Source organism: Pseudomonas sp. T8, from assembly GCF_024610635.1.
GTDB classification, from domain to species: domain Bacteria; phylum Pseudomonadota; class Gammaproteobacteria; order Pseudomonadales; family Pseudomonadaceae; genus Aquipseudomonas; species Aquipseudomonas chlororaphis_I.
Genome location: NZ_CP102374.1, coordinates 7,160,411 through 7,174,388, shown reverse-complemented (window position 1 = coordinate 7,174,388; position 13,978 = coordinate 7,160,411). Strand labels below are relative to the sequence as shown.

12 protein-coding genes are annotated in these 13,978 nt (G+C 64.7%); 6 read left to right on the top strand and 6 right to left on the bottom strand.

Annotated features, from left to right (window positions below; all coding sequences use genetic code 11):
- Positions 1-34: 34 nt before the first annotated feature.
- From tagF to tagH, 6 genes are all read right to left on the bottom strand, one after another.
- On the bottom strand, positions 35-727 hold the full coding sequence (gene tagF, locus NRG23_RS32670; protein ID WP_009049559.1) for a type VI secretion system-associated protein TagF: 693 nt from the start codon (positions 725-727) through the stop codon (positions 35-37).
- Positions 724-4,236 carry a type VI secretion system membrane subunit TssM gene (gene tssM, locus NRG23_RS32665; RefSeq protein ID WP_257373439.1) on the bottom strand — a complete coding sequence of 1,171 codons (3,513 nt, stop codon included), beginning with the start codon at positions 4,234-4,236 and terminating at the stop codon, positions 724-726. The genes tagF and tssM overlap by 4 nt, the downstream gene beginning before the upstream one ends.
- The gene (locus NRG23_RS32660) at positions 4,233-5,600 is read right to left on the bottom strand and encodes a DotU family type VI secretion system protein (protein ID WP_110176729.1); all 1,368 of its coding nucleotides are present in this window, start codon (positions 5,598-5,600) and stop codon (positions 4,233-4,235) included. Before NRG23_RS32660 ends, tssM begins: the two co-directional genes overlap by 4 nt.
- Positions 5,601-5,606: 6 nt before the next feature.
- Positions 5,607-6,941, bottom strand: coding sequence for a type VI secretion system baseplate subunit TssK (gene tssK / locus NRG23_RS32655; RefSeq protein ID WP_009049562.1), 1,335 nt, complete (start codon positions 6,939-6,941; stop codon positions 5,607-5,609).
- 21 nt (positions 6,942-6,962) lie between these two features.
- Complete coding sequence (gene tssJ, locus NRG23_RS32650; protein WP_257373438.1) at positions 6,963-7,433, bottom strand: type VI secretion system lipoprotein TssJ; 471 nt, start codon at positions 7,431-7,433, stop codon at positions 6,963-6,965.
- Positions 7,434-7,543: 110 nt separating this feature from the next.
- Positions 7,544-8,941, bottom strand: coding sequence for a type VI secretion system-associated FHA domain protein TagH (gene tagH, locus NRG23_RS32645; protein WP_135007112.1), 1,398 nt, complete (start codon positions 8,939-8,941; stop codon positions 7,544-7,546).
- Between the two features lie 382 nt (positions 8,942-9,323).
- On the opposite strand from tagH, the gene tssA reads away from it, so the two are divergent.
- The 6 genes from tssA to NRG23_RS32615 all read left to right on the top strand — a co-directional run bounded on the left by tssA (position 9,324) and on the right by NRG23_RS32615 (position 13,968).
- The gene (gene tssA, locus NRG23_RS32640) at positions 9,324-10,352 is read left to right on the top strand and encodes a type VI secretion system protein TssA (protein WP_257375112.1); all 1,029 of its coding nucleotides are present in this window, start codon (positions 9,324-9,326) and stop codon (positions 10,350-10,352) included.
- 55 nt (positions 10,353-10,407) lie between these two features.
- Entirely contained in the window at positions 10,408-10,923 is a 516-nt protein-coding gene (tssB, locus tag NRG23_RS32635) for a type VI secretion system contractile sheath small subunit (RefSeq protein WP_009049566.1), read from the top strand.
- Between the two features lie 15 nt (positions 10,924-10,938).
- The gene (gene tssC / locus NRG23_RS32630) at positions 10,939-12,435 is read left to right on the top strand and encodes a type VI secretion system contractile sheath large subunit (protein ID WP_009049567.1); all 1,497 of its coding nucleotides are present in this window, start codon (positions 10,939-10,941) and stop codon (positions 12,433-12,435) included.
- 97 nt (positions 12,436-12,532) lie between these two features.
- Positions 12,533-13,021 (top strand): type VI secretion system tube protein Hcp, encoded by a 489-nt coding sequence (locus NRG23_RS32625; protein WP_009044340.1) that lies wholly within the window; start codon positions 12,533-12,535, stop codon positions 13,019-13,021.
- A gap of 75 nt (positions 13,022-13,096) precedes the next feature.
- Positions 13,097-13,528, top strand: coding sequence for a type VI secretion system amidase effector protein Tae4 (locus NRG23_RS32620; RefSeq protein WP_028682143.1), 432 nt, complete (start codon positions 13,097-13,099; stop codon positions 13,526-13,528).
- Entirely contained in the window at positions 13,525-13,968 is a 444-nt protein-coding gene (locus tag NRG23_RS32615) for a hypothetical protein (protein ID WP_053269330.1), read from the top strand. The genes NRG23_RS32620 and NRG23_RS32615 overlap by 4 nt, the downstream gene beginning before the upstream one ends.
- The last annotated feature ends 10 nt before the right edge of the window (positions 13,969-13,978 follow it).

Below are 13,978 nucleotides of genomic sequence, written 5' to 3'. Positions count from 1 at the left end.
GCCCTGGCTCCCGAAATGTCCCTAATTCCCAAAATCAGCTCCCGAAATCGAACTGCACGGTTTGCGCAAGCGACGCGCAGCCGCCCTCGCCCAGCAGAAAACCGCTGAAATCCTGCGCCGCCGGCAACCCCTGGCAACGCAGCAGCCCAGCGGCGACCCGTCCGGAGCCCTTGCCCCACCAGAGGCTCGCGCCCTCGCAGGCGTGCTGCAGCAGCACCGCCCCGCGCGCCGCCGCAGTCGTGGCGGCGAAGCGCATCTGCCCCTCCAGCGCCGGCATGCACAGCACCTGCACGCTACAGACCGGGCTACCGAGGGCCGGCACCGCGGCCTCGAAGGCCTCGACATCGGCCTCGGGCTCCAGGGTCGAGAGCAACAGGGCCTCGGCGGCCTCGAACCAGTCATCCGGGCCGGCCACCAGCGCGCCCAGATCGGTCTCGGCCTCCAGCTGCAACGCGATGGTCAGCGGGAAGTAGCGCCCGACCCGGTCGACGCTGGGCATCATCACCCCCACCACCGCCTCATTGCCGAGCAGGCCCGGCGCCACGGCAAAGCGCCACAGCGGGCTGACCAGGTAGGCATCCAGCCAGGCCGCCCCGAGCGCCGCCTGGCTGGTGGCCATGCCGGCGGAGAGCCAGGCATCCCAGCGCTCGATAAAGGTCGGCGACAGGCCGCGGTGGATAAAGTCCCCGCGGCCGGCCAGCTTGCCGTAGAAACCGGGGCTGCTCACAAGCGCTCCGGCAGGCTGAAGCCGGACAACAGCCGGCCCTTGAATGGGTTGAACGCGCTGCTGGCGCGCAGCTCGCAGGAGATACTGGAGCTGTCGACGCGCATGCGCAGGGTGAAGCGGTCCGGGGCGTTGCCCTGGGTCAGGTCGGACTGTTCCAGCAGGCGAAACCAGGCCCAGGGCCCTTCCAGGGTCAGCCCCGAACGACCGGCGCTGGTGGGCGGCGTGACGGACAGGCGCACCACCCCCAGGCTGTTGGGGCTGGGCCATTGCATCGCCATCGGCCGGCTGGGGCCATGGTCGTAGCTGAGCTGCTGGCCGTCCAGGTCGAGCAGGAACTGGCTGATGGAGGCGTCCATGGCCACGGGCTTGAGTTCGAAGCGAACCGTCGGCCGGGTGCCTCCGGCGCGGAAGTAGGCATCGCGAATGGCCGCGGCGCGCTGGAAGGTTTGCAGCACGCCCGGGCCTATGCCGAGTTTTTCCGCTGCGCCCGGCTGCCAGCGCCAGCTGCTGGTCGAGGTGTTGACGTAGGGTTGCAGGTACTTGCGAAAGTAGTTGTCCATCACCCCGCCCACGCCGAAGAAGTTGCCGAAGTCCTCCAGGGTGGCCTCCCGCGAACTGGAGTTGACCATGGGGTAACGGCCAGCCAGGGACTGGCGGTAGACATTCACCACCTCACTGACCCAGGCCGCGTTCAGCTGGGTGCGGATGCCGCCCATCATGCTGCTGGTGGTGGCGTTGACCACCGAGTTGACCAGCTTCTGCACCAGTGGTGGCTGACGTTCGGCGCCGAGCTTGACCCGCGATGCCGTGGCCACCGCCTGGTTCTTCGCCTCGCCCAGCAGGGCCTCGCCGCTGGCGCCGCTCATGGCGCTGACCTGCACATAGAGCTCGTTGAGCTGGGCCAGCAGATCGTCGATCGGCGCGGGCCCCTCCCCGCTGGTGGCCAGCAGGCTATTGAGCTCGGCGAAGCGCGCGGTGATGGGATCGACCTGCGAGGCTGCCGACGAATCGTCCTGGGCCGATTGGCCGACCAGCGAGCCGAGCTGCTGCTTGAGTTTGTCCACGGTGCCGTCGGCGGCCTTGAGCTTCTCGGCCAGCAGGCGATCCTCTTGTTGCAGGTTGGTTTCCTTGGCCACTGCGGCGAGCAGTTTCTTCAGTGGCGAGTTTGGCCCGGAGAGCACACGCAGCACATCGGCGGCCTGGGCGATGCTGTTGACCGAGACGAAGTCGAGATCGCCGAGCAGGGTTTCCCATTGGTTGAGGAAATCCTGGAAGTACAGGGCCCGCACCTCCAGGGCCAGGCTGGCGACATCCTGGTTGTCGTTCAGCGGCCGGCCGAGTACCCATTGCTCCTCGGCCAGGGCGCCGGACTGGCTGAGACTGGCGACCATGAACGCCTGGCGGTAGCCGCGGTAGGTATAGAAACCGGATAACGGATCGCTCAGCGGCTTGCCGCTCTTGCGCGTGAACACCAGGGCGGCGTCGCGCCCGGCCGCTTCGCTGAGGCGAAAATCCGCTACGCCTTCGGGCAGCTTCTGGCGCTTCACCCGGCTGTAGACCCGCTGCGCCACGGACATCTGTTGCAACTGCCGACGCAGGTCGGCCAGCAGTTCCTCATCCAGCCTCGCCGGTGGTGGCTTGTGGGCGAACAGCGCATTGAGATGCTCGGCCAGGGCCAGCCGCTGTTCCGGGGCCAGGTCGCGCGGCAGGCTGCGGTCCCAGTCGAGGTTGATCCAGGTCTTGATGGCATCGGCGTCATAGTGCTCGGCGCTGGCCAGCATCAGGTAGACCTTGAGGCCTTCGTAGAGAAACTCGGTGTTGCCGCCGCTGCGCAACTGTTCCTCGATGCGCGTCAGCAGTCGTGGCGCGAGCACCGCGATCAGCAGCTTGCGGTACACGCTGGTGGCTTCGGCGCCGAGCATGTCGCCCTGGAACAGGCCGTAGCCTTCGGCCCAGGACAGCGAATTGTCGGCGACATGGCGAACGGCGTTGAGCAGCGGCAGCACGGCCAATACCTCGCGCTGCGCCGGGCTGAGCGATTCGACCTGCCCCTTGAGCGGCGCCAGACGCGCGTCCACCTCGGCGATATAGGCCTGATTGGCGCGGTAGCTGGCGACCCAGATGGCCGTCACCGCAAGCAAGACCACGGCACTGGCGGCGAGTACGCCACGATTGATCCAGCGATGCCGGCGCTCGACCTTGGGGTTGCTGCCGACCAGGCCGCGCTCGCCAAAGGCGACATCGCGGAACAAGCGGGTGATGAAGTAACTGCGACCGGTGCCGGTCTGGCGCGCCAGGTGCTGGCGATCCAGGTTCATGCTTTGCGCCATGCTGCCGATCAGACGGTCGATGGGGCTGCCTTCCTGGGTGCCGCTGGTGAAGTAAAGCCCGCGCAACAGCGCACGTTCTTCATAGGGATTGGGCTTGAATACCCCCTCGAGGAAGGACGACAGGTTGTGCCGCAACGCCGCGAACTGCTGGATGAAGCCGTAGATCAGATCGCGTCGGTTGGGGTCGCGCTCCTGTTGCAGGCGTTCCACCAAACGCTCGGTAAGACGCGCCTCGAGGGCGGTGAATTCCTCGTCGAAACGGGCCAGCGGGCCTTGGGGGCTCTTGCCATCGTCCAGGGCAAAGGTGACGCCCCAGACCTGCGCGCGCTCTTCCTTGCTCAGCGCGTCGAAGAACTCCATGAACCCCGGCACCAGGTCGAACTTGGTGAGCATCACGTAGATCGGGAAGCGCACACCGAGCTGGCTATACAACTCCTGCACCCGCGTGCGGATGGCCCGGGCATGGGCGCTGCGCTCGGCCTCGCTGCCCAATAGCAGGTCGGACAGGCTGATGGCGACGAAGACGCCATCGATCGGCCGACGCTTGCGCTGGTTCTTCAACAGGTCGAGAAAGCCCAGCCAGGCCGCCTTGTCCACCGCCGCATGGCTGTCCTGGGTGGTGTAGCGCCCGGCGGTGTCCAGCAGCACCGCTTCGTCGGTGAACCACCAGTCGCAGTTGCGCGTACCGCCGACGCCGCGGATCGCCCCGCTCCCCATCTGTTCGGCCAGCGGAAAGTGCATCCCGGAATTGACCAGCGCGGTGGTCTTGCCCGAGCCCGGCGGGCCGATGATCACGTACCAGGGCAGCTCGTAAAGGTTGCGCCGCTCGTTACCGCCGAGCTTGCTGCGCTTGAGCAATAGCAGCGCTTCGTCCATGCGTTGCTTGAGGGCCGCCAGCTCTTCGGCGGTGGCGACGCTGGCCGCATCCGGCGCTACCGCCGCCAGGCCCTGCATGACCTTGGCGGCGTTGCGCCGGGCCTGGACGATGCGCAATACGCGCACACCGATCCAGGCCAGGAACAACAGGCCGATCAGCGCCCAGCGTACGGCCGCCGGGGCCAAGGGTTCATAGGTGGCGACGATGATCAGCGGACCGAGGAACCAGATCACCAGGCTCAGGGCGAGCAGGCCGAGCAGCGGCACCACCCAGCGCACCAGGAAATTGATAAAGGCCTTCACTGGTTGCCCTCCGCTAGCACGGTAATCTCTACGCGCCTGTTCCTGGCGCGTCCGGCGGCGCTGTCATTGGAAGCAACAGGTTCCGCGTCGCTGCGCCCTTCGGCGGTGAAGCGCTGGGGTTGCCCGCTGCGGGCGGCGAGGATCTCCATCACTTGCTGCGCCCGATCCTGCGACAGCTTCCAGTTCGAGGGGTAGCGCAAGGTGGCGATCGGTCGGTTATCGCTGTGCCCGGTGACCTGCACCGAGCCCTTGACCTGGCGCAGGGCATCGGCGACCCGCAGCAGCAAGGGCTGCAACTGTTCGGAAATGCTCGCGCTGCCCGAGGCGAACAACTCGTCGCCACGAATGGTCACCACCGAGCGATCCAGCGCATCCTCCACGGCAACGCGCTGGGCCTTGATGTCGTCGGCGAGGAAGCGCGCCAGGCGTGGGCGTTCGATCAACCTGGGCTGCTGCGCTGGACGGTCGATGGTTTGCACCGGGATCTCGCCCAGGGCGTGGATATTGCGAAACACCGGCTCGGCGTCGGCCGCCAGCTTCAGGCGCAAGCCGAACAGCAGCAGCAACAGCACGGCCAGGCAAATGGCCACGCCAACCCAGGGCGGCAGGAATTGCGACAAGCGATCGCGCACCACGCTGAGCCCCCGCCAATGCGGCGACAGCTCGCGCTCGAATTCGCCGCGCACGCTGCGAATGGTCGCGCTGGTGCGTTCGCGCAAGGCCTCCAGCTGGCTGCGGCCGTCATTCATGACCCGGTAGCGGCCCTCGAAGCCCAGGCAGATACAGAGGTACAGCAGCTCGAGAATGTGCAGGCGCTGCTGGGGGTTCTGCAGACAGTGCTCGAGCAGCTGGAAGACTTTTTCGCCGCCCCAGGCTTCGTTGTGCAGGGTGATCAGCAGGCTCTGCTTGCCCCAGTCGCTGGTACTGCCCCAGGGCGTGCTGAGTACCGCTTCGTCCAGCGCGGTGCAGAGCACATAACGGCTGAGCATCACCTCATCCTGGGCGACGCCGGCGGCGCGTGCCTGCTCCTCGAACTGGCGCAGGTAGGCCAGCAACTGGGCGCGCAGGCTGGCCGGTTGCGGGTGAGCGAGGGTGCTGCGCAAGCGGGTCAGCAGCGCCAGTATCGGGCCGGCCGCCCGCTCCAGCGGGTTGAGGCCCTGGGCCAGGCTGCTCGCCACTGGCGCGCCCGGCATCGCAATGTGCGGATCGGCGGCGCTGGCGCCATCCTTCCTTGGGGCAGAGGCATCGACGGAACGCCCGCCGGGCCGCGGCATGATCAGGGTATGGTCGTTGCCGCCCGGCGAGGCGCCGCCTGAAGTGCCGCCTACGCCAGAGCTGCCGAAGGGATCATCGATCGGGTGCATGACGAATTATCCTCGGATGGCCCAGAAGGCCAGGTTCAGGCCCGGGAACTGGCCGGCAATGTGAAAGGCGAATCCCCCTGAGTTGGCCAACTGTTTCCAGTGCTCGCTGCCACGGTCCAGTTCGAAATAGCTTGAGCCGGCGTGATAGGGAATCTGCCGCGGCGCCACGGGCATGGACAGCAAGGCGATGCCCGGCAACTGCAGGTTGACCAGGTCGCGGATGTGCTCCACCGAGCCGATCTTGGCCTGCTGGGGGAAATGCGTGCGCAGGGTTTCGGCCGGTACCTCGGCCCGCACCACCAGGACGAAGCTGGCCATTTCCAGCAAGCTCTTGTCGGCCAGCATCGCCACATGCACGCCGTAGGATTTCTCGACGATGGGAATCGGCGTGGCGCGGGTATCGATGACCATCGACAAGGCTTGCCGCAGATCGTGCATCACCGGGGCGAAACTGCTCGCCAGGTCGTCGTGGGCATAGGCCGGGTAGTCGCTGGGGCGACGCCCGGCGGCGGAAAAGGTGGCGAACTCCCCCGCCAGGCAGACCGCCTCGCGATAGAAGTCCTGCGGGTGCAAGGGGCTCAACCGGGCCAGGTGGCTGAGCAGGGGCTCGGCGCGATTGACCAGTTGCAGCAGCAGAAAGTCGGCAATCTCCGAGGCACCGCCGGCCCCCGAGGCCACCACCCTGCCTGCCAGGGCCTCGCCGCGCTGGTGCAACAACCCTTGCAGCTCGCTGCGAAAGGCCGCCAGCACGCCGGAGGCGGCCACATCGAGCAGCGGCGCAATATAGTCGTCGTCCAGCTGCACGGCATTGTCCGCGCGTTTTTCCAGGACCCGGATCAAACCGAGGCAGGCATATTCGCCGAGGCCGTCGCGCTCGGTCAGCAGGCGCAGGGCTTTGCCGCCGATCGCCAGCGACGCGCGGCTCTCGAAGGCGGCGTTGTCATCGCGCACTTCCCGCACCTGGCTGATATAGCGCGCACCGCCCGGTGCCTCGCCCTCCCCCACGGTGTCGCGACTGCCGGCACGCTTGAGCGGCAAGCCCAGGAAGACCTGCGCATCGCGCAGGTTGTCGTTCACGTTCAGTGGCGGCGGCGGCAGATCGTCGCCGGGAATGTCGAAAGGCGTGCCATCGGGTAGCACCCCGCGCGCGCTGACAATCGCCACCTTGCCCTGGCTGAGCAGGGACTCGTCGATGCGCAGTTCGGAGAACCCCCAGCCCCCCGCGCTCAACGGACGGCAACGACCATCGATCAGGGCTTCCATGTAGCGATCATGCTGCTGGAGATGCTGCGGCCGCAGAAACATTCCTTCGGACCACACCACACGGTTATTCCAGGACATGGGCTGGCTTCCTCGACAGGACTAATTCGCAGGTTTCGTGGCTGCCGCGCTGATCGCCCTGGCCTTCAGGGAAACCGTCAATGGCGTGGTTTCATTGCTCGGGATACTGACCACCTGGCGCCACACGGCGCTGTCCAGTTCACGGTAGGACACCACCAGGCCGAGCAAACGGCTCTGCTCGTCGAGCGTGCGCTCCAGGGTCAGCCGTTGACCCGGCTGGATGAGCAATTCGTCCTGCGCCACCAGGTCCGCGGACAAGGTCGCGCCGGTGGCATTCACCAGGGAGAAATAGTCGGCGCGACTGAAAGCTCCGCCGCTCTTCAACTCGTACAAACGCACCCGCACCGGCGTCGCCTGGCCGCCCGCCGAAAGATTCAGATCGGCAGCAGCCTGGATATGCATGACAACGACAGTAGGCGTAGGGGGCGGCGGCGGACTCGAAGCACAGGCAGCCAGCAGTACTGCTGTTGCGAACAACAAGAACTTTGGCATGTCGTCGTCCTCACTGACATTTATTATTCCAAATCGAAACTACCGATAGCCAAACAAGATCAACTCACTATTTAATAGCCATTAGCCTTTATCCAACTAACCGATGGCACTCAGCCTTTTCGCAACTTGGTATTTTGTTCTTCATAGGCTCGACTGAATTCACGCCCGAACAAATCCTCGAAATCATCTTCGGCCTCCCTGGAAATGCTCGCATAGAGTTCCGTGAACAACTCCCAGTATTGCGCTTGACGCCTACCGGGCAGCAAAGCGCCAATAGCCGAAGGTTGACTTAAACGCGCTTCCAGTACCGCTGGCTGAAAACGCTGGAGCAGGTGTTTGATCGAGGCTTGTACGCCCGCCATGACGGCCAGTTGATGCGCTTTCAGGTCGTCGAAGCTTTCCTTGATCGCCTGGTCGGCCGGCATGAAGGCCTGGTTGCCGGAACGCAGCAATAACAGCAGCGCCTCATCGACATTGGGGGCGAATTTGAGGGGGTTGTTCTCCACCGGGCGGATCATGGTCTGGGCCATGCGGAACTCACCCTTGAGGCTGGCACGGGCGCGCAGCACCTCGATCAACCCCTCGACCATATGCCGGTAGCTGCGGCCGATGGCCTCCATTTGCGCGCGGGTTTCACCTCTGTCGATACGCAATTGCTCGAGCCCCGCGCCCCTGAGAAAGGCTTCCAGCACCTGTTCATTATCGCCCCCGATTGCCGGCGCCGCAGGCGCAACCGCGGCCCGTTGCACGGCCGGTTCGGGTGCGCTGCTGGCAATATTTTCCGATACCGCTGGCAATGGTTGCGGCTGGGCTTGCGCAGGGGGCGGCGCCACCGGCGCCGGGCCCGCACCCAGCTCGGTGAAGGGGTCCCAATCCGCCGGAATCGCCGGTGCCGCGCCGGTTTCGCTGGCCGGGGGGGCGCTGGCGCGTTGTGGCTCGGGCGGGCGGAAATCATGGCGTTCGGGCGGCACGTGGTCGGCCAGGGCCGGAGGGGGGACAGCCGGGGACGCGAGAAAATCGAACAGGTCGGGCTTGGTGTCCAGGGGCGAACCGCCCGCGTGGATCTGCACTCTGCTGGGGGGCGCCGCCGCGGCGGGAATCTCGCCCGGCGCCTGGCGCTTGATCAGCGCATCGAAGCCGGTAAAGGGATCGCTCGTCCCGGGTGCGCCGCTGACGATCTGCGGGGCGCCGTTGATCTGCACCAGGATGTCGTACTCGCCGACGCGCAGCAGTTCGCCGTCGCGCAAGGGTTCGCTGTTGCCGCGGTGCATGCGCACGCCGGCATTCATCAGCTGTACGCCATTGGTACTGGTGTCGGTCAGGTAGTAGGTGCCGTCACGCAGTTGAATGACGCAGTGCTGGCCGGACACCAGGCGCTCCGGGTCTGGAAGTACCCAGTCGTTCTCGGGGTTGCGACCGATTTTCAGCTCACCGCGATCAAGCTCGAACTCCGCCCGTTGGCCGGGAGTCAGCTTGTGATAACTGGTGATTGTCAAACGCAGCGGCATTAGAACTCCTTGTACGGTATTGCTCAATAACAACAGCTCGGGCATGCCAGCGAGTGCAAAGCGAGTATAGCCCCCTAAAAGATTTCCGTGCCCTCAAAGTTCCTGCGCTTATATTCGCTTTTTTCAAATAAGCCCTATAACAAAAGAAACTAAAAGAACCACCACCCACCACCTATCTTCAAACATCACAAGGTTCCCCCCATTGGTCGGAGAGTTTCTTGACAACAATTGAACTGGGCTAAAACTTCAGTTCAATTATTGAATCCAGAAATGACCAAAAAGTGGGTCTGGATAGAACACGCATCTGCAGGAAAGGGATTTTGTCGTGCGCTCGCCCTGACCGGGCGCCGATTGCCGGGCCGATATGGAGATCACGTCCGTGATGGATGTACAGCGTTTGTTGGAAACCATTTCCCCTGACTCCCCCTGTGGCGGCGACCTCGAGTACGACGCCGCCTTTCTCGAGCTTGAACGCGCGGCGCAAGGCCAACCCGAACGGCAGATGGGCGATGCCGTGCTACCCGCCACACCGCCGGAATGGCGCCAGGTCCGCGACCTCTGCGTCGAGCTGTTCACGCGCAGCAAAGACCTGCGCATCGCCAACTACTTCCTGCAAAGCGCCATTGCCCTGCAAGGCTTGCCCGGCCTGGTGCAAGGGTTGCAGCTGATCCAGCAGTTGCTCGCGCAGTATTGGGACGACCTGCATCCCAAGCTGGATGCAGAAGATGGCAATGACCCCACTTTCCGGATCAACGCCCTCGCCGGCCTCAACGCCGAGCCGGTCATTCGCCTGCTCTGGGGCATGCCGCTGATCAGCTCGCGGGCCTTTGGCAACGTCGGCCTGCGGGCCGCGCTGAATGCCGCCGGCTTGCAGCGCTTCGCCAGTGAAAGCCTCAGCCCGGACCAGCTCGGCGCGGCCTTTCAGGACTGCGCGGGCGAACAGCTCGAGGCCTGCCGCGCCGCCCTGAACGAGGCCCATGGCACGCTGTTGACCATAGAGCGCGAGGTCAACGAACGGGTCGGCTCCAACCACGGCGCGGACCTGGGCACGATCAAGCAACTGCTTCGGCATGCCGTGCAAATCATCGCCGAGCACGCCCCGCAAGCGGGCGCTTCCAGCGCTGTCGCGCAGGCCGGCGAGCCTGCCGATGCAGCCATGTCCACGGCCCCCAGCGCCGCTGCGCCGCGCATCGCGGGCGAGATCGGCAACCGTGACGATGTGCTGCGCAGCCTCGACCGCATCCTCGGTTACTACGTCAGGCACGAGCCCTCAAGCCCGGTGCCCGTGCTCTTGAGCCGCGCCAAGAGCCTGGTCAGCGCGGATTTCGCCACCATCGTGAGCAACCTGATTCCGGACGGTTTTTCCCAGTTCGAAAAATTGCGCGGGCCCGAAGGTGAACAGTCCGAGTGAAAACGCTTAACCGACGCCCATCCAACACAGCCGCCTAGGCAGCGCAGGAGGAAAAATGGCTAACACCAGCAGCCAGAAATTCATCGCCCGTAACCGTGCTCCCCGGGTGCAGATCGAGTACGACGTGGAGCTTTACGGTGCGGAGAAGAAGGTGCAATTGCCCTTCGTCATGGGGGTGATGGCCGACCTTGTCGGCAAGCCCGCCGAACCGCTGCCGGCGGTGGCCGACCGCAAGTTCCTGGAGATCGACGTCGACAACTTCGACTCGCGGCTCAAGGCGATGAAACCGCGGGTGGCGTTCAACGTGCCCAATGCCCTGACCGGCGAAGGCAACCTGAGCCTGGACATCACGTTCGAGAGCATGGACGACTTCAGCCCGGCCGCGGTGGCGCGCAAGGTCGATGCCCTCAACCAACTGCTCGAAGCCCGCACCCAGCTGGCCAATCTGCTGACCTACATGGACGGCAAGACCGGCGCCGAGGACATGATCATGAAGGCGATCAAGGACCCGGCGCTGTTGCAGGCATTGGCCAGTGCGCCGAAACCGACCGAACCCGAGCCGCAAGCCTGACAGAGGACGCAGACCATGGCCGAATTGATGAAAGACCCGCAGGCCCAGGCAGACGCCGCGATCGAACAACCGAGCGACTTCGCCGCCCTGCTCCTGCAAGAGTTCAAACCCAAGACCGAGCACGCCCGCGAGGCGGTGGAAAGCGCCGTGCGCACCCTGGCCGAACAGGCCCTGAGCAAGACCGAGCTGATCTCCAACGACGCGATCAAATCCATCGAATCGATCATCGCCGCAATCGACGCCAAGCTCACCGCGCAGGTCAACCTGATCATGCATCACGCCGACTTCCAGCAACTGGAAAGCGCCTGGCGCGGCCTGCACTACCTGGTCAACAACACGGAAACCGACGAGCAGCTGAAGATCCGCGTGATGAGCATCGCCAAGGGCGACCTGCACAAGACCCTGAAGAAGTTCAAGGGCACCGCCTGGGACCAGAGCCCGATCTTCAAGAAAATGTACGAAGAGGAATACGGCCAGTTCGGCGGCGAGCCGTTCGGCTGCCTGGTGGGCGATTACTACTTCGACCAGTCGTCGCCGGACGTCGAGCTGCTCGGCGAGCTGGCCAAGGTCTGCGCGGCGATGCATGCGCCGTTCATCAGCGCGGCCTCGCCGACGGTGATGGGCATGGGCTCCTGGCAGGAGCTGTCCAACCCGCGCGACCTGACCAAGATCTTCACCACGCCGGAATACGCTGCCTGGCGTTCGCTGCGCGATTCCGAGGATTCGCGCTACATCGGCCTGACCATGCCGCGTTTCCTCGCCCGCCTGCCCTACGGCGCCAAGACCGACCCGGTGGATGCCTTCGCCTTCGAGGAGGAAACCAACGGCGCCGACAGCTCCAAGTACACCTGGGCCAACTCGGCCTATGCGATGGCGGTGAACATCAACCGCTCGTTCAAGCTCTATGGCTGGTGCTCGCGGATTCGCGGCGTGGAGTCCGGCGGCGAGGTGCCGAACCTGCCGACGCACACCTTCCCGACCGACGACGGTGGCGTGGACATGAAATGCCCGACCGAAATCGCCATCGCCGACCGGCGCGAGGCGGAGCTGGCGAAGAACGGTTTCATGCCGCTGCTGCACAAGAAGAACACCGACCTCGCCGCCTTCATCGGCGCGCAATCGCTGCAGAAGCCGGCCGAGTATGACGACCCCGACGCCACCGCCAACGCCAACCTGGCGGCACGCCTGCCCTACCTGTTCGCCACCTGCCGCTTCGCCCATTACCTGAAGTGCATCGTTCGCGACAAGATCGGCTCGTTCAAGGAAAAGGACGACATGCAGCGCTGGCTGCAGAACTGGATTCTCAATTACGTGGACGGCGACCCGGCCCACTCCACCGAAACCACCAAGGCCCAGCACCCCTTGGCCGCGGCGGAGGTGGTGGTCGAAGAGGTCGAGGGCAATCCCGGTTACTACAGCTCGAAGTTCTACCTGCGCCCGCATTACCAGCTCGAAGGGCTCACGGTATCGCTGCGGCTGGTATCCAAGCTTCCATCCGCCAAGGCGGTTTGATCCATCCCCGGTGGCACTCGCCGTGGTGGCGGGTGCACTGCAACACAGCGTGGCCAATCGCTGGAGCACAGTGGTGTAGACCACTCAAGGAGGCATGATGGCTGTTGATATGTTTATCAAGATCGGCGACGTCAAGGGCGAGTCCCAGGACAAGAACCACAAGGAGGAGATCGACGTGCTTTCCTGGAGCTGGGCCATGGCCCAGTCCGGCAACATGCATGTGGGCGGTGGCGGCGGTGCCGGCAAGGTCAATATCCACGACCTGACGTTGACCAAGTGGGTGGATAAATCCTCCCCCAACCTGATGATGGCCTGCTCCAGCGGCAAGCATTACGACGAGGCCAAGCTGACGGTGCGCAAGGCCGGCGGCGACGATCCGGTCGAGTACCTGACCATCACCCTCAAGGAGGTCCTGGTGTCCTCGATCGGCACCGGCGGCAGTGGCGGCGCGGATCGCCTGACCGAAAACATCGCGCTGAATTTCGGCCAGGTGCTGGTCGACTACCAACCGCAGAAGCAGGACGGTTCCAAGGACGGCGGCCCGGTCAAGTACGGCTGGAATATCCGCCAAAACGTCAAGGTGTGACGCCAGCCACCCTGCAGCCCTGCCGCAGGGTGCTCGGCTTGTACCAGGGGCCACGGCGCAACAGGAGGTTCGATGATGGCCAGACCCGCGTTCATCAATCTGTGGAACAACTACCCGACTGAAAGCCAGCCTTGCGATGGCGGCTGGGAAAATCAATGCGCGATCCGCATGAGCATTACGCTCAACGCCGAGCGAAGCATCCTCGTGGATGGCCACACCTATTCGGAACCGCGCTGCAGCCACGGCCACGCCCGCGGCGCCGAGTCGCTGGCGAACTGGCTGTGGCGCCAGCATCTGGGCCGGCCGAGCATCTTTACCGACGCGGCCAAGGCCAAGCTGCAGCTCAACGAGAAGAACGGGATCATTTTTTTCAAGGATTGCTTTACCCGCAGTGGCGAGAGTCGCGCGGCCGGCGACCATATCGACCTGTGGAGCCGCGGTTTCACCAAGACCTACGACGACCCGGCCAACCACTCCGCCCAGGTGTGGTTCTGGGAGCTGTCATGAGTCAGCGCCGGTTTCGCCTTATGGTCGCGGGCTTGGCGGGTCTGATTTTGCCCGCCTGCGCGCAGAACCCGGCCGACAGCGCCACCCAGGCGCGCTTCCTGGCCCGGGACCTGCTGCTGGAAGAGCGCAATGGCAACTGTCGCGTGCTGGTCCCGCAGCAACCCGGCATCGACCTGAGCCTGAAATGGCCTTGCCAGTTCCACCGTGACCCCAGCGGCACGCTGCGCACCAAGCAGGTGGGGACACGCCAGGTGATCTTGGTGGAAAGCAGCGAGCAATTGCCCTCGCCCAGTCGGGATTGCCGCACCGAGATCCAAGCGCTACGCAGCGGCTCCGATCAGACTCTGGAAGCCTCGTCGGCGGTGAGCCGGGTGACGGCCTGCCCGCCTTTCCAGTGGGATGAGAAAATGTTTATCGGCCTGTTCGACCCCGACGCTTGACCGCACGCCA